This is a genomic window from Paenibacillus sp. EB106-05-06-XG162, from assembly GCF_058791655.1.
In genome coordinates this window covers 19,139-36,009 of sequence record NZ_JBYTDT010000002.1, presented here as the reverse complement: position 1 = coordinate 36,009, position 16,871 = coordinate 19,139, and the positions used below count along the sequence as shown (strand labels likewise).

The 16,871-nt window shown below is 47.1% G+C and carries 15 protein-coding genes; all 15 read right to left on the bottom strand.

Annotation, left to right across the window (positions count from 1 at the left end; genetic code table 11):
* Positions 1-49: 49 nt before the first annotated feature.
* Entirely contained in the window at positions 50-1,807 is a 1,758-nt protein-coding gene (locus tag AC3WU2_RS05995; protein WP_492452284.1) for an alpha-1,3-galactosidase-related protein, read from the bottom strand.
* 32 nt (positions 1,808-1,839) lie between these two features.
* Positions 1,840-3,495: a response regulator gene (locus tag AC3WU2_RS05990; protein ID WP_492452282.1), complete on the bottom strand. Its 1,656-nt coding sequence runs from the start codon at positions 3,493-3,495 to the stop codon at positions 1,840-1,842.
* On the bottom strand, positions 3,470-5,170 hold the full coding sequence (locus tag AC3WU2_RS05985) for a sensor histidine kinase (protein WP_492452280.1): 1,701 nt from the start codon (positions 5,168-5,170) through the stop codon (positions 3,470-3,472). The genes AC3WU2_RS05990 and AC3WU2_RS05985 overlap by 26 nt, the downstream gene beginning before the upstream one ends.
* Positions 5,171-5,280: 110 nt before the next feature.
* The gene (locus AC3WU2_RS05980; RefSeq protein WP_492452278.1) at positions 5,281-6,165 is read right to left on the bottom strand and encodes a carbohydrate ABC transporter permease; all 885 of its coding nucleotides are present in this window, start codon (positions 6,163-6,165) and stop codon (positions 5,281-5,283) included.
* 18 nt (positions 6,166-6,183) lie between these two features.
* Positions 6,184-7,083 carry an ABC transporter permease gene (locus AC3WU2_RS05975; protein ID WP_492452276.1) on the bottom strand — a complete coding sequence of 300 codons (900 nt, stop codon included), beginning with the start codon at positions 7,081-7,083 and terminating at the stop codon, positions 6,184-6,186.
* 93 nt (positions 7,084-7,176) lie between these two features.
* Complete coding sequence (locus AC3WU2_RS05970; RefSeq protein WP_492452274.1) at positions 7,177-8,862, bottom strand: extracellular solute-binding protein; 1,686 nt, start codon at positions 8,860-8,862, stop codon at positions 7,177-7,179.
* A 262-nt stretch (positions 8,863-9,124) separates the two neighbouring features.
* Positions 9,125-10,057: a helix-turn-helix transcriptional regulator gene (locus tag AC3WU2_RS05965; RefSeq protein WP_492453182.1), complete on the bottom strand. Its 933-nt coding sequence runs from the start codon at positions 10,055-10,057 to the stop codon at positions 9,125-9,127.
* Between the two features lie 29 nt (positions 10,058-10,086).
* Positions 10,087-11,523, bottom strand: a complete 1,437-nt coding sequence (locus AC3WU2_RS05960; protein WP_492452272.1) for an FAD-dependent oxidoreductase — start codon at positions 11,521-11,523, stop codon at positions 10,087-10,089.
* Between the two features lie 165 nt (positions 11,524-11,688).
* On the bottom strand, positions 11,689-12,270 hold the full coding sequence (locus AC3WU2_RS05955) for an LOG family protein (protein ID WP_492452270.1): 582 nt from the start codon (positions 12,268-12,270) through the stop codon (positions 11,689-11,691).
* Positions 12,271-12,276: 6 nt separating this feature from the next.
* Positions 12,277-12,606, bottom strand: a complete 330-nt coding sequence (locus tag AC3WU2_RS05950) for a MazG nucleotide pyrophosphohydrolase domain-containing protein (RefSeq protein WP_492452268.1) — start codon at positions 12,604-12,606, stop codon at positions 12,277-12,279.
* Complete coding sequence (locus tag AC3WU2_RS05945; RefSeq protein ID WP_492452266.1) at positions 12,603-13,730, bottom strand: VanZ family protein; 1,128 nt, start codon at positions 13,728-13,730, stop codon at positions 12,603-12,605. Before AC3WU2_RS05945 ends, AC3WU2_RS05950 begins: the two co-directional genes overlap by 4 nt.
* A 142-nt stretch (positions 13,731-13,872) precedes the next feature.
* On the bottom strand, positions 13,873-14,691 hold the full coding sequence (locus AC3WU2_RS05940) for a Cof-type HAD-IIB family hydrolase (RefSeq protein ID WP_492452264.1): 819 nt from the start codon (positions 14,689-14,691) through the stop codon (positions 13,873-13,875).
* A 108-nt stretch (positions 14,692-14,799) separates the two neighbouring features.
* Complete coding sequence (locus AC3WU2_RS05935) at positions 14,800-15,219, bottom strand: DUF1284 domain-containing protein (protein ID WP_492452263.1); 420 nt, start codon at positions 15,217-15,219, stop codon at positions 14,800-14,802.
* A gap of 206 nt (positions 15,220-15,425) precedes the next feature.
* A complete protein-coding gene (locus AC3WU2_RS05930; RefSeq protein WP_492452261.1) occupies positions 15,426-16,724 on the bottom strand; it encodes a glycosyltransferase family 2 protein in 1,299 nt (432 codons plus the stop codon).
* Positions 16,714-16,869: a hypothetical protein gene (locus AC3WU2_RS05925; protein ID WP_492452259.1), complete on the bottom strand. Its 156-nt coding sequence runs from the start codon at positions 16,867-16,869 to the stop codon at positions 16,714-16,716. Before AC3WU2_RS05925 ends, AC3WU2_RS05930 begins: the two co-directional genes overlap by 11 nt.
* Between the last annotated feature and the right edge of the window lie 2 nt (positions 16,870-16,871).

Here is a 16,871-nt window from a genome sequence, read left to right as displayed (position 1 = left end):
CATCGGTTAATACCTTTATTGTACCAAGGAAAATTGGACAGCTATCTGTCTAGTTATCAGCAGCTGAGAAATACTGCTGTGTTAAATTGATCTCTTTGTCATTGACCAGGGCAACAGCTTGCGCACCGTTCGGCCATTGATTGTCTGATATTGTAACGTTTTTACACGCCTTAAGCTCTATTGGATATTGCATAACATGATGCGGCGGATAAGAGTCGCTTTTTTCGATGACATTGTTTACGAAGCGGATCCCGTCGACAGAGTGACCGTTCACAATTCCAACATCGAACGTGACGAATCGATTATTTTCAATCGAAATATGACGATGGTAGCATTGCTCGTAGGCTTCCGGATGTTCAATTTCGGGATCGATGTCGATGACGGCACGCCCCCAATCCGGGCAGCAGTAATTGCAATCCATAAATTCATTGTTGCGAATCATGATCTGCTTCACGTCTCCGGACTCGAACCAATAATTGGCATCACCGGATATTTTGATGCCTGCTCCAGGGGTGCTGATTGTATTATGCTCAAGCAGCACGTCGCCTGCTGTGGTGATCAAAAACCCGCGTGCGCGGTTTGCCCTAACCGTGGTATGTGTAACAGTTAAATCGGGATTCGAAGATGTATTCCCGACGGCATCATGGATCTGAACACCTTCCGGCAGCGGCTGTTCAAATGTAAGGATAATATAATCTTTATTTAATTCGTTCACGTCTTTAACCTTTAAGCTTGCATACGTCAGTAGGGATTCGCGTCGCACGAATTCGATTTGATCTCCGGGTTCAGCGATTTTGATCCCCTTGGACATCCCATGAGCGAGTTCGACTACTAGCTGATCGTTACCAAGTTTCTCTGTTATTCTGGCATAAATACCATGCACATTGCATGGATCGTCCAGTTGATTCTCGAACAGACAGTGGTCGATCGTGATCTGACCGCGGCAAAATACAAAGTGAGTGGCATCCGCCGTCGCAGTTATCATACGATCCGATCCAGGTCTACGCATAACGTTAAAGTCGTGCAGTCGTATATTTCTGCACCATTGTGCAAGCAGTCCCATGCCCGGCGCATGGTGCACGTTAATGGACTCCAAGATGACGTTCTCCCCGCCATTGACGAAAAAAGCCGGATTCTCTCTTCTTCCGAAACGCATGACAATGACATTGCCGATCTGCGGCAGTTGTTGTATGCTGTCGCCTCGATACGTAATAACACCTGGACGCGACTCTTCGACATGCACCTTGCGGTAGTTCCCCCAACTTATTCTATCGCCGCTTTGGTAGGCAGGCGCTTTTGTGCGTTGATCGAATTCGTTCAGGCCCCATACCTTTTCAGGTTTTCCGCCAAAGTGGAACCAAACCGCATTGCTATCGATTTTATAGTTCGTCCCTTCCGATAATTGAATGTCGAATGAATGATTGTCGGCGCGGGAGACCGTCCCTTGGGCAAACATGGGGTCTTCCCAATCGATCACGAGGTTCCGAATCGTCACGTCATGGCAGTGATCGATAACAAATGGAATCATCGGACCATGAAATATAAATTCAGAGCCTTGTCCGTCGATCGTAAGAACGTTCCGATCCGTCAGATGAAAAGCAATTCGACGCAATCCCTCTTGATCGTGGTTCGAAATGAACAGCTGCTTCTCCGCAGCTCTGTCGGGCCAAAAATGATAGATTCCTCGCGGGAAAACAAGCGTTGCGCCTTCCATCTCCTTGCAATATTCCAGTGCAGACCTAAGGGCCAACGTGTTATCGAAGCCTTGCTCAGGCTTCATTCCAAACTGCTCCATCGATATAAACATATTCATCCTCCTCGTAGTTACTCGGGTGGTCTCTACTTCCCGTTACGATACTCTTGTGGGGTAACATCGTTACACTTCTTGAAAAACCGCATAAAAGCAAGTCCGGAGAGATAACCTACCGCTTTGGCAATATCCTGGGTTTTCATGTTCGTTTCCCTTAATAGCTTTTTTGCCTTTTCGTTGCGAACCGAAGCAATGTACTCCGATATGCCGATACCTGTGACATTTTTATACATGCGGGATAAATAAGAGGCATTCAAATGAACCTGTTCGGCAAGGTCTGTTAGTGATATATTGCCGGCTATATTGGCATGAATGTATTCGCGCACTTTATCGATGATAATATGCGAGCTTTTATCCTTATCGTTTTTTTGGCAATCGAATATACATTCCGCCAATCGCTTGAAATATGCAATCAATTCCACCCACGAAATAATATGGCTTGTGTCGAACAGCTTGCCGATCGGCACCTGCTCAACCACTTTGCGCATAAGACCATGCCTGTTCATATAGGACATGAATATCGATGCAAGGGAATGATAGATTTCCATTTTGAGGTAATCATTGCATTCGTCCTCCGCGAGGCTGTCTAGCACTTCCTTCAGGACGCTCGTAAACTGCTCTTCACCGCCATTTTCAAGATGGAAGTTCATGAGCTGAAATTTTCTTTGCAACGAAAATCCGATGACTTTGTTTGCGCTTGCGGTCTCCATCTCCAATATGGGGGAATGATTTCCTTCAACCAGCAGCACTTCACATTGTAAGCCGATTTCTTGCGCCAACAACGACAGAAATCGATCGAATTTCTCGGAGATCCCCGTCCACTCGCACGACTGCTCGCTTAATACAAAAGAAACGGGCAATCGCAGCAAATCCCGGCACGCATTCTGTATCGTTTCCAACGTTCCTTTAACAAAATAGAACGTACGCTGCCAAACTTCGTCTTCTGCAAGGGACGCTTCCAATTTATTGGGCTGAATGAAGCATATCATTTTGGATTGTTCGTACACGACCGAGATGAATTTTGCACCCTCGCCTAAACATTCCTCCATAATGTTCTGTACGGCGAAGATGAGCAGCTCTTGCTCGGGTCTCATCGAGATATTGCGCCAGCTGTCAATGCGGGCAATCAAAAGAAATACAGGGAAGCCGCTATGTAATGGCACACCCATCTCAGCAAAATCTTGTTCGATGCGAGCACAATCTTTTGATTTTCCGTGCACCAGCGAGAGCATATATTCCTTCTGCAACGTCGGAACAGCTAACCTCATGTGCCGTTCCGCTTTCTCGATAAGCTTCTTCGAAGTAAATTCTTCCTCGATGCATTGAATGGCCCTTAATACGACTTGAACGATTTTTGTCTGCTCTTCCGTTTTCAAAATGTAGTCGAACGCACCCAGACTTAACGCGCTTTGCACATAATCAAAATCGTTATAGCTGGTCAAAAAGATGACTTTGCAGTTCGGCCACTGCGCTTTAATTTCTTGCAGCAGGGCAATACCTTCCATATGGGGCATCTTGATGTCAGACAGGACGATGTCAATTTTATGCTTCATTAGGGTTTCGAGCGCTTCCATTCCAGAATAGGCCTTATAGATTTCAACATCTAGCGGTACTTCCTCGAGAAGCGACTCAGATAAATTATCAACAATAATCGGAACGTCATCTACGATCAATAGACGATGCATGTTCAATCTCCCCTTGAATCGTGAATAGGTTCTTTTTAAAGAGAATTCGTACCCATAGACCGCCCAAGCTCGATCTACTCAGTGTAATTCCGCTGTCCTGCCCGAACTTTAATTGGATGCGCCTATGTACGTTGTTTAGACCTGATATATCTTCGTTGGCGCCTGGTGTTCTTAGAACCCGCTCTTGCAGCTCAGCGATGTCGTCATCCGTTAACATATCTCCGTTATCCTCAACATGAATCGTAATGGAGGTTTCGTCTTCGTTGACTCGAATGAGAAGCTTACCTCCCGAATGTTTATGGCTGAACGCATATTTATACGCATTTTCAATCACAGGCTGTACAATCAACCTCGGAACGATTAAGGACTGACTGAACGAAACTTGCTCCGGAAAAGTAACATCAACACGGTCCGTGAAACAAATTTTTTGAATATCGACGTACGTTTGGCTATGGTTAATTTCTGTCTCTAACGGTATTTCGTCGGCACCGTCCCGGGTCATAAGCTGAAAGTATTGCCCGACAGACAGCGAGAAACGGTAAGCAGTTTCCATATCTCCCGATAGAATCAGCTGATTGAGAACGAACAGACAATTGTATAGAAAATGTGGATTAATTTGCGACTGTAGCCGCTTCAATTCATGGCGCTGACTAATAATTTTCTGGTGATACACTTCCGAGATGAGCTCATCCAATCTTTCAACCATATCGTTATAGCCTTGATATAAATAAGCGAACTCGTCATTACGGCGCGGTACTTCGATCGGCTGCAAATGACCGGTCTTCGTGCGCTTGAACGTGACGACCAGTTTTTTAAGCGGCTTGTGAATGATACGGTAGATCGAATAAGAAAAGAGGACGATCAGTATGAGCGACACGGCAATGAGTATCCACAGCTTTATTTCGTACTTTCTAAGTTCCCCCAGCAAGCTGCTTTCCGGGATAAAAGTTACCATGTACATCCCCAGTGTAGGAGACAGACGATACGCAAGCATATATCGCTCTTTATGGTAGGTAATATATTCGATTCCCTCAGCAGCTTTCCATTGCTGAAGATGGCTTTGCAGCCATTGGGTCCGTTCCGGATCGTTTCCTGTAGAGACGAAGGATCCTTCAAAAAAACCGACAAGCTCGGTGCTTATTCCTATCGAGTGAGGGGTGTCGGATAACAAATTCCGAAGTTCAGGCAATGAAAGCTCGACACTTTGCACAAACAGCGGACGATTGTTCAGAGCCCCGCCGTACCGGAAACGAATCCAGAGACGCCCGTCCCAGGACACCAAGGATCCTTCATGGTCGTAAAAACTCGCCATCGCTTTATATTCCGGTTCATTGATAGAGGTTTGGTACTGCGAGCTCAAGATGGTCCGGTTAATGGAAGGAATATAGGTTTTCACCTCCGAAATAAACGGACTTGATTGCTTTACAAGCTTGAGTCTTCGTTGAATCGACTGTATTTTCTCGATTTTCTCATAGTCGTCCAATTCATTTCCATTTGCAGCCAATATTAGCAGATCCTTATCCAATACGAATTCCGGCAGCAGCCGCAGAATCCGTTCGCTCTCAATTTCCAACAAATGCTGGACATTCATATTGCTGTTCAGAATCGACTCCGAAATTTTATTCTTCAGATCTTCTTTGCCGTTATTGACGAAATCAAGCATGATAAGAAACAAGGGAGTCAATATCATGATAAAGGCTAATATTAGGCGCAAAAGTAAGGGTGACGATCTGCGAAGTCCAAGCACCCAAAATCACTCTCCTTGTTTCATACACATGTTATCTGTTATTCTTTGACACTACCCATGACAATACCTTTCACGAAGAAACGCTGCAGGAACGGATAGACGAGCAAAATCGGCAGGGCTGCAACATAGATTTGAGCAGCATTACTTGTGCGATCGGACATATTGAGCAGCAGCTCAGCTTCTTGAGCCGATAAAAACCGCGGGTCTTTGCTGATGATGATCGTCTGCAAAAAGGTTTGCATCGGGTAGTTGTCCGGGTTATTCATCAGAATTAAACCATCGAACCAGCTGTTCCAATGCCCTACCATACTGAACAGCGTAATCGTCGCCAGGGCCGGAAGCGAGAGCGGTACGTAGAATTTCCATAAAATCATCATGTGTCCGGCTCCATCCATGCGGGCCGATTCTTCCAGCTCTTTCGGCAAGCTGCGAAAAAAATTAAGAAGTAAAATAACGTTAAATACAGGTACAGCCGAAGGAAGGACAAGCGCCCAGATCGTATCCATCAGCCCCGTTGCCTTGACCGTCATAAACCATGGAATCAGTCCGCCGCTGAACAATATCGTAATAACGAATATCCAGACATATACCGTCCGAGCACGAAAATAGGACGAATCTTTGGATAGCGGATAAGCAGCTGTAATCGTCAGCAGCAAGTTAATTGACGTTCCAAGCAATACGCGTTTGACGGATACCCAAAAGGCTGTAAAGTATTGTGGTTTATTAAATATATTCTCATAGGCCGCCGTTGTAAAATCAACCGGCCAAAGCTTCACAACTCCGGCCGACGCCGCAGCCCCCGAACTCAGGGATACCGCGAAAATATGAACCAGCGGCAGCACACAGAGAAGAGAAAGCGCCATCAAGAAGGTATAATTGCAGACAACGAATATTTTTCTGCTGATAGAAGTGTGGAAAACCATGTTTGACTCCCCTCCGGGTTAAAAAATGCGGTAGTTGGCGAAACGGTACGCCAAAAAATAAGAACATGCGATCAGAATGAGAGAGACGGTGGACTTCAACAGCCCAACTGCCGTCGCAAGTCCGTATTGCGCTTGTAAAATGCCGAGACGATAGACAAGCGTGTCGACAATGTCACCGCTTTCATAGACAGGCGTGCTGTACAAGTTAAAAATCTGATCGAAGCCCGCATTGAGCACATTCCCGATACTCAGCGTTACCATAAGAATGGCGATTGGCATGATGCCGGGCAGTGTCACGTGCCACGCTTGTCGAAGACGATTGGCTCCATCGATGCTCGCAGCTTCATATAATGTAGGGCTAATTCCCGTTAGCGCCGCTAAATATACGATCGTATTGAATCCGAACTCTTTCCACACATCGGAGGACACCAGAATGAACTGGAACCAGTTGTTGTCTCCAAGAAAGAAGATTGGCTGAATACCAAAGACGCCGAGAGCTTGATTGACTAATCCGTTCGACGGCGACAATAGATCGATCAGAATGCCGCCTAAGATAACCCAGGATAGAAAATGAGGCAAATACACAAGGGTTTGAAATGTTCTTTTAAACATGGATTTTCTAACTTCATTCAGAAGTAAAGCAATGACAATCGGTACAATGAGACCTGCGACAATTTTCATGGATGCGATACTCAGCGTATTGATGATGACTCTCTGTGTATCAGGCAAATAAAATAAATATTTAAAATTCCTCAATCCAACCCATGGAGACCCGAATAATCCTTTGGTGGGAATGTATTTCTCAAAGGCTATCATGATTCCTGCCATTGGCCAGTAGCTATAGACGGCTAATATCGCCAAGCTTGGCAGCAGCATGAGATGCAAAGGCAAACGTTCGCTTCGTAGAAATTTCTGCATGTCTTAAGGAACCTCCGTCCATAAATGTCCATGATGGATTGAAGTGCTCTGGATGCGAATCTTTTTTCGCTTCCCGAGCACTTCCTTTCAGAGCTATTTTTTTACTGTTGCATACCATTCGTTGGCTTCATTCGTCATTTGTTCGCCGCCAAGCTTCTTCCATTCCTCTACGAATTTGTCGAATTCGTCCACCGATACTTTGTTCATAATAATTTTGGTGAAGGTTTCCCTCGTTTTTTCTTCCAGAATCCCTTGCATTTCGAGCATTGCCGGTGTTAGTGTACCGTAAAACTCATCGACTTGGTACCGCTTCTCACGATCATACTGGTCCATGATCGCAAACGATCCGCCCGGCTTAGAGATCGCCCATTCGTTCCACATGCTCAGGTCTCCGGCCAAATATTTCTCTACGCGTTTGTAACGGGAATTGATTTCAGGATTCGATCCAAGCAGCGACGGGTCTTTCGCCTCGATGGCTTTCGGGAGCAGCCTTCCTGCAGGGAGATTTTCATCTTGAGCAAAAAAGACAGTCGGATTAATCTTCCACAGCAACGCGCTTTTATCGACACCCGATTTTCCGAACATGTACACTTTATTGGCGTCGGTCAAATTCGTCTGAGCTTCAATCCACTTATTGATTATTTTCATAACAGCTTCAGGATGCTTCGCTTTTTTGGATACAACGATATAATTGCCTACTCCGATACCTGTAGCGGTCTTCGCCGGTTTATCGTCTATCGATACAATCGGATAGGCTTCCCAGTCTTGGACGAGCTTCCCGTTCTGCACTGCGGCAGTCTGAAGAGGCCAAATGCTTTGCCAGAACGCGCCGTAGGCGATCCCGATCTTGCCCGCAACGACAAGCTCGTTTTCTTTATCCGCATCTTTTACGGCAAATTCGGGATCGATCATTCCGGCTTTGTACATGTCCTGTAATTGCTTGAGCGCCTGCTTCATTTCCGGCATAATGGTGCCATACATTAGCTTGCCTGAGGAATCTTGGACCCAATTGCCCGGATAGGCATGATAACCGTTGAAGAAGCCTTGCAGATCAAATGCACCGTTGTTTATATATGAACTGTTTAAAGCAAATGCATAGGTCTTGCCGGTTCCGCCAGGATCTTGTTTTACGAATTCATCGGCGATCTTGATGACGTCCTGCATCGTTTGCGGCTTAGGTAAGCCAAGCTTCTCCAGCCAGTCCTTGCGAATCCACAAATAGCTGGAAGAGTTATAAGGATTGTCTGTTCCCGGGATAGCCATTAAGCGGTTGTCGAAGGTGGCGGTGCTCAGCTGGCGTCCTCCGTCAAGATGAAACCTTTCCTTCGTCGCCTTAGTTGCATAATTATCGAAAATATCTGTTAGATCAGCGATCATATCTGCTTCCTGTAATTGCTGCAATTCACTTGCAGAAACCCAGCAAAAGTCTGGGATGTCATTCGAGGCAATGCTGATTTTCAGCTTTTCTGAATATTTGTCGGAGACCCAACTGTTCTTAATTTTAATACCGAGATCCTTCTCATAGGCATCATAAACTGCATTCTTATCGATAGTTTCGCCTTCGTCAAATTTAATGTTGCTGACGGAACGTATCGTGGTCAACTCAATTGGCGGATCATACTTGGCCATCGGGTCGGCAGGAGCTGCCTCCGTGTTTTCAGTTGGCGCAGACGATTCGCTCTGCTGCTGATTCGAGGAATTACCGCTGCAAGCTGTCATGAAGCCTAATGTAGATACGAGTACAATGGACAAACCCATTTTTAACAATCTCATCTTCATGGCAAAGATCCCCCCAATATTCATTTGCACTTTATGAAAGAAACCGGTTTCTTTGTCTTAATTATATTCGCGGAGTAAATTATCTCACAATATACGCATTTTTACTTTGCTATATCCTGCTTTACCATTTCAGCAATAGGGCGAGAATCCGTCAGCAAGAGCGAAGTTCTTGTGGGATCAAAAAAATGGTTGAGCATGCGCATGACGCATCTCAACCATTCTCACATCCTCGATAGAGGATTTCTCTCGTATAGCGATCTGTCTAGTTCGAATATCGCTCGATAATTTGCCTTGCCCGGCGGACAACTTCCTTCGCGACGGCAGGCGGCTGCTCGACGCGAACAAGATGGCCGAAGCTCAGCAGCATGCCGTAGAACCATTCATCATCGCTGAAATACCCTTCCACCCGCACAGAACCGTCCGTGCCGATCAGCACTTGTCCGGGGTCGAACGTCTCTTCCACCCGATAGCGTACCTGCGGGGAGAAGCTTAGCGTGATGGTCTTCTCTTCTTCCCGGCTCCACGTAGACTCCCAAGCATATCCTTCCATGGATGGTGCCTCCCGACGGTCGAATGCTTGCGATTGAAGCGTGAGATCATAAATGCGAGATAGTCGGAAGACGCGGAACTCCTCGCGCAGCTGACAATACGCTTGCAGATACCATACATTGCCCTTGAGAATCAGCGAGGCAGGCTCGGCATCCCGTTCACTCTCTTCCCCATGCATGTTCATATAGCGGAAGGCGACAACCCGTCTCTCCTCAATAGCCTGACGAATTACATTTACTTTGTGACGCGTATGAGGTCCCTGCCCCCATGGATTTAGATCTACGATCAATGGATCCTGATATCCGGCAGATTGCGACCGATCCGTCGGACCGATCATGGAGCTAACCTTTTCTAGTAGATGATCATACGTATTGTCGTCGAGCGCTTGATTCACCCCTCGCACGGCACGAATAATAGAATTGATCTCACTCAGTGTAAGAAATTGGCGGGAGATCGTGAACTGCTCCATAATCTCGAAGCCGCCAGAAGTGCCTTGATGCGCCGCAATCGGAATCCCTGCTTGGCATAACGTATCCATATCACGATAGATCGTCTTGGTCGACACTTCGAACCGTTCCGCCAGCTCCTTCGCGCTGATACGCCCCCGATTCAGCAGGAGCACCGTCATCGCGAGCAATCGATCCATTTTCACCGGATATTCCTCCCTTGCTGTCTTTACTTCTGAAGTTTAATACGGAAATCCTTCTCCAGATATTGATGGATTCGCTTGAAATCGGCTTCCGTCAACGCCTTTAGACGCTTCTGCTTCGATTCCTTGCCCAGGATAATGCCAATCGTCTGTGCAGCGAGTGCGGTATTCGGGACAATTCGCGCACTGCCGTAAGCTTTAATCGTAGCGCCGATATTTTTGCCGACGACTAGGACGTTCTCATACGCAGCCAGCTCGAAGGAACGCAGCGGCAGACCGTAGCGATCCGGGGTTCCGACATTAATGCCTTTCGGCATCGCCTTCGTGCCCTGCAGATCCATCCCATAGCCGCCGATACTAACATTATCCCAGAACATCCGGCTGCTCGTTAAATCGTTCTCGTGCAGCACATATTCGGTCTCGAAGCGATTATAATCTCGAATATAAAGGTAATCCGGGAAGCCATTCAACTCGGCCTTCGCGAACCCCGGAATATTCTTCTGCAAGAACTTCAGGATATGCGGCGCTTCGTCCTTTGCCTTTGTCACCGCCGATTCCACCGATTTCGGATTTGCAGGGTCCACATCAAAAATCAACAGCGAGTTAATCAGCACGCAGCCATCCTTCTGATAGGTAATGTTCAACCCGCGCAAGAGCAGCTGCGAGTCCTGCGGTTTGTATTTACTCGTGACATTGCTGAATCCCGTCCCGAATTTCCAATCAACATATGTATTAGGACCATACTTAGCTTCCAGATTTGTTAACGGATAGTCTTTCAGGATATCCGCATGCAGCTTTCTCCAGTTCACATTTTTGAACTTCAACATGAACGTCGCTGCCATATAATCTGGCTTTTTGCCTTTGTAGATCTGCTCCATGCCCGGAATCCGCTTTAGATCCAATTTGCCTGTTAAGGCGTTATGGTCCGTATTTTCCACCCAATAATTCGATTGAACGGTATAAGTCTTCCCGTCTTTCGCCTTATACGTTAACGATTGAATGGACTTCTCTTGCTTATTATAAGGAGAGGGCACGATATCAAGCGACTCTATCGTAATTCCGCTGCGAATTGGGATTCCTCTAAGCAGCTTCTCATAATAACGTGTAATCTCCTCTACCGTCCGGATCGTACCTGCCTTATAGCCGGCATATAGATTTTTCAATTCCCCTTGGACAAGACTCCGCTTCTTCTTATCATTCGGCTCGTCAAGCACCATCATTTGCCCTTGCACGAGCTCACCGCCCGGTTTATTGCGCGGGTCCAGAATCAGTACGTTCAGTCCAAGACTCCGTGCAGATTTGGCTAAAAGAACCCCTTGAATTTCACTGCCAACGACCACCACATCGTACCGATCGGATGCCGTTCCTGCAGCATAGGTGTAAGTAGGAATAAATAACTGAACCATGAGTGCAACGAACGTTAGAACCACCAACATTCTAGTACCTTTCCAAGTCGACTTCATACTTCCTGAACCACTCCTCTTCAGAATATACAAATAGCATTTCAACCAACCTGTTAATCATCTCATGATCAGGTAGAATAATCCAGAATTTTGTATGCATTAACAGCATTTGGTGATCATAACGAACAAAAATCCATCCTTGTTCAGGATGGACTCTCGCTGTTGCTATGATTTCAACTCGCTCCACTTGTTCGTCTGCACAGGCGGCGTGTAGCTTACCATTTGACGAAGGAGATCTTGCGGTTCTGCCTCGACTAGGACAAGTCCCAGGTTCGATCTCTGCATGAATCCGGCTTCCACCGTCCGCTCGAGCATATCTGCCATCGGATGGTAGAACCCATTAACATTCAACACACCGACAGGCTTCTTGTGAATGCCGAGCTGTGACCAGCTGAGCACCTCGAACAACTCTTCATACGTGCCAAGTCCGCCAGGTAAAGCAATATAGCCGTCTGCCAGTTCAGACATGAGCGCCTTCCGTTCATGCATGCCATCAACCTCATGCAGCTCGGTTAAGTTCGGATGCACCATTTCCCCACGGAAAAGATTTCGTGGCATGACGCCCACTGCACGGCCGCCAGCAGCCAATACGGTATCTGCCACCCGTCCCATGAGGCCAATTTTGGAGCCGCCATAGATAAGCTCAATATTATTCGAAGCGAGTAATTGACCTAGTTCTTCAGCCTTTTGCTCGTATTCGGGGCTTGTTCCTACATTCGATCCTGCAAATACACAAATTTTTCTCATCGATCCTCACACTCCACTCTGATATCTCTTCGTTAATTTGCTCTTGTGGACTTCTAGAATATGTTCAATCGACACATCATACATGTTCGCGAGAATAATCACATTGCCTAGAACATCTCCTAGTTCCTCGACAAGTTCTTCCCGCAATCGATCCAACGGCTGCTCCAATTCATCGGGCCGATCTCTGCCGATTTCGATCGCACGAATCGCTCTCGCCGTCTCACCAACTTCCTCCATTAGAAAGCCTACGCGCTCAAAAGGGCCGTAATTCGACCATCCGCGGTCCTGATAAAATTGCTGAATCCATGCCTTCGTGTTTGTACTTCTCTCACTCACGATTCCTTCACCTCGTCCTCTTGGTTGCCAAGTTTCGTTGGATATACGGATATCACATGCTTCGTACCGCTCTTCCTCTCATAGAACAACTCTCGGTTCCGATTGAATAAGCAGCGGAGGCAGTGGATCCCGAACCATATATTCATAATAAATAACCCAAAACCGTATAACATTCCGAAGATATTCGGCATGTCCTGTACATGAAAGACAAACAGCACATTTAGCCCGCCGATGAGTACATACAGCAGTCCGTATCGAATCACGAGCTCCTTCAGCCCTATGCGATCTCCTTTTCCTTTCAAATGAATTCGCACGATCCACTTGCCTAAGGTCCGGCCATTCGTCACATACGGCAGCACAATAAAATAAAGAACGACCACAATCACATAAGAAATAGAGAGCCCTGCCACCGCCAGAAACGCAGAGATCGGGAAGACGATGCACCAATCGAAAAAGAAAGCAATGCCACGTCGCGTATAAGACACACGCTTGGTCGTTAAATCTACGCCCGCATCCAATCGATCCATACGCGGCAGCAGCTTCGATAACCACTCCGCTAGGACAAACCCGACCATACCTCCAAACGTGTTAGCTATCAAATCGTCCACATCGAACAGCCGATACGGATAATCATAGATGCCATAGATGCCCGACACTTGCGTAATCTCGAAGAAAAACGATAACCCGAAGGACATTACGAGACATTTCACCCATCCTGCTCGGAAATAGTACCGCAGGAACATCCCGAACGGTACGAGGAGCAGCACATTGAACAGCACTTGGAGGAACGCCCGTTCTTTCAATAGATGTACATAAGTAGAAGGACTCCCTAGCTTCGCAGAGGTTTCCCTCGCGATATCCTCCACGAAATTGAACGGAATCGTCTGGAAATAGGTAGCTGCCTTCGGAGGCAAATTATGAATAGATGCCGGCAGCGGTAGAATAATCAAATAGAAGGCATTCATTAAGTAGAGAAGAAGCAAATAAAGGACCAGAGCTCTAAACTTATGAATATAGCCATGCCTGCGGTATTGCACAATTAAAAACGGCAACGTGAAAAATAATGCCGCGATCGGAAACGTTAGGAACGCATAAGAAATTGGAAATACGTACGCATCAAGCATGCATTCACCTGCCTTTCATGAAATAATCGTATCCGGAAAACACATTTTCCAATTATACCATATTCGTCTTCGTACCCGAACCAAAAAACGCGCATTTCCCACCTTGGCGGAAATACGCGTCATTCAATTCCTAGCCAATCGATTAGGCGTGCTGAGGGGTCAATACGAACTTCTCTACCACCTTCGCGACACCATCATTCATGTTCGAATCGGTCACATAATCGGCAAGTGCCTTAATATCATCAGGCGCATTCCCCATCGCGACGCCGAGGCCTGCGAACTCAATCATCGCAACATCATTGTAGCTGTCGCCCATCGCGATTACTTCGGCTTGCGCAATACCAAGCTTCTGAATGAGGTGATGCAGGCTTGTCCCTTTATCCACACCCACTTCAGTGAATTCGAGGAAAAACGGCTTCGAGCGCATCACGTTCAGCTTGCCCGCATACTGCTGCTTCAGCTTCTTCTCCACCTCGATGAGCCGTTCTGGCGCAGCAACCATGAGCGATTTCACAACCGGTACATCAACCGTCTGCACGAAGCTATCCACCTCGCGAATGCTCATACCTGTTAGGCCCGACTCAACCTCTGTATACTCGTTCTTCCATTGCGTGATAATCTGGTCGCCAAGATAAGTTAATATCGACACGTTCTCCTCTTGACTCTTCGCATACAACTCATGGACGGTGTCCACAGACAAGGTGCTGCTGAATAGTTCCTCGCCGGTCTTGCAGTTGATAATCTTCGCACCGTTGAAAGATAGAATGAAACTGCCGAACTTCTCAAGCTCCAGCTCCTTCGCGATGCCGACCATGCCATACGTCGGGCGACCTGAAGCAAGCACCACCTTCACACCCTCTGCCTGTGCACGCATTAACGCTTCCTTCGTCCGAGGCGAGATCGTCTGATCGTCACGAAGCAAGGTGTCGTCTAAATCCAGTACAATCATTTTATAAGCCATATTTTGCAACATCCTTTATCGTCTAGTTGAAATTCGCTATCTCTACTATATCATCTCTACCAGCGATCGCGGTACGTGCTTTTTGAACCCTCGAATGGATGATCATCCCTATGGCAGCTCCCGAAGCTCCCTGCTGCGGCGAATATGAGCAATCCCTTCCTGACATACACCAAGCGGATGCCAAATGCAATCCGAGCAAATCTGGTTAATATCTTCCGGCATGACGTTTCTCGCAACAGCCTCACAAATATCCGCCCAGCTTGCACTTTCTCCAATCTTCATCAAGACCCGTTCTAGAATCTCTTGATCTTTGTGGTACACCGTGCGGTTGTGACAATGCGAAGGCTGATCCGAAGGGAACGCGGCACAGATCGCATCCGGCCCCGAGACGATCTCAATCATCGTCTCCGGCTTCGTACGCAATGTCTCATAGATTTCGGTCATGTTCGCGCAGAACCCCTCCGAATAGCCTTTTCCCCGGTATCCAAGCAGGCAGAATAGATGATGTCCTCTCAGTTGAATACGCAATGCCTCACCTCTTCCCATATGTTAACCAAATTGTATCACCGAAGTTGACGATTAGTAACCCCTTTACCAGCCAAACCAGCTCGTATTGAGAACGGATAGCCCCCGAGCAGTTCTATTCTGCATGTGACGCATAGGCTGGATACCTCGTTCATGAATGCATCGGTGAACGCAAAAAAGCAGACCCCGTAAGGTCTGCCTAATCTTCTTCAATCAAACCGCTGTGTCTTATACCACTTGTTCTGTCGACCACTGATGCGGTCCACGACCATGGAATAGAACGCTTTGAGGGAAATGACTAAGAACAACTGTGCATACGTAAAATACGATACACAGGACAAAATAAAGTTACGTGTGTTGCTCTGTCCAATATCCGACGCTAAAGCCAGATTGATCTGCAGTACATAAATGTAATACATGAGCGCCCACGCGATAACCAAATAAATATACACGTCACTCGTGAATTGAAACGGTGAGACGACCGCCGGATTGAACAACCCGATGATCTGATACACGATATTCACTACGAAAATAATATCCGATATGATCAGTGCGATCATGAACCAGAAATAGCTCGCTGCATAATAGAGCACGTGCAGTTTAATCCGCCAGCTCGACGTATTGAATAGATGATGCAGATTATCCATGACGACGCGATAGTTCCCCTTCGCCCAGCGCTCACGCTGCCGCATGTAGACACTGAGCTGCTCCGGCTCCTGCTGGTAGGCTTCCGCTTTAGGCGCCAGTGCAATCAGCTGGCCTCGGGTTAGAATTTCGAAGGATACCGCCGTATCCTCCGTAATCGCATCTTCGTCCCATCCGCCGATCTCTCGCATCAGCACGGTCCGAACGATGAAGTTCGTGCCAGGAATCGTCCCAAGCTTGAACAGCTCCCATAGCCCCGTATGATGAACCCGTTGGATCGTAACCAACTCTAAATTAATACAGCTCGACAGAAAATTATGATTCCGATTCCGCGCTTTATTCCGGCCAAATACAGCGCCATACTTCTCAGGTTCCTCCATAGCTTTCTGCACTAAGAAAAACAGTGCATTGCGCTCCGGTGCGGCATCCGCATCATAGATACAAATCCATTCCCCGGTCGCTTGCTTGAGCGCATCATTGAGCGCACCGGATTTGCCGCCCGTACCGACCCGCTCCATAATCTGTAGATTACGGTCTTGATACGCCGGTCTCGCCTTCAATCGCTTTAAACGTCCTGCTGTATCATCCGTACAATTATCTGCAATGACAATGATCTGAACCTTCTCCTGCGGATAATTCAAACCCAGTATATGCTCCACCGTGGTTGCAATAACAATCTCCTCATTATGCGCCGGCACCATGACGGTCACGGTTGGGAAATGATCCATATCCGCCGGAATGGCATTCGGATTCCGATGTTCCCTACGGATAAATCGTATCGCCCCGTACATCATGACGACCGATTCGAATACTGCAATCCAGATACTGACGATGGCGAATAACAAGAAGCCTTCAACAATCATCCCATTTCCTCCGATCGAAATCCCGAATCACCCTTGCCCGGAATCGGAGGGTTACGATCGTCAATCCCAGGACAGCCACAGCAAAAAAACCTGTCACAATCATACATACAATGATGAACCAATGCGTACCCATCGAGGTCTGCATTC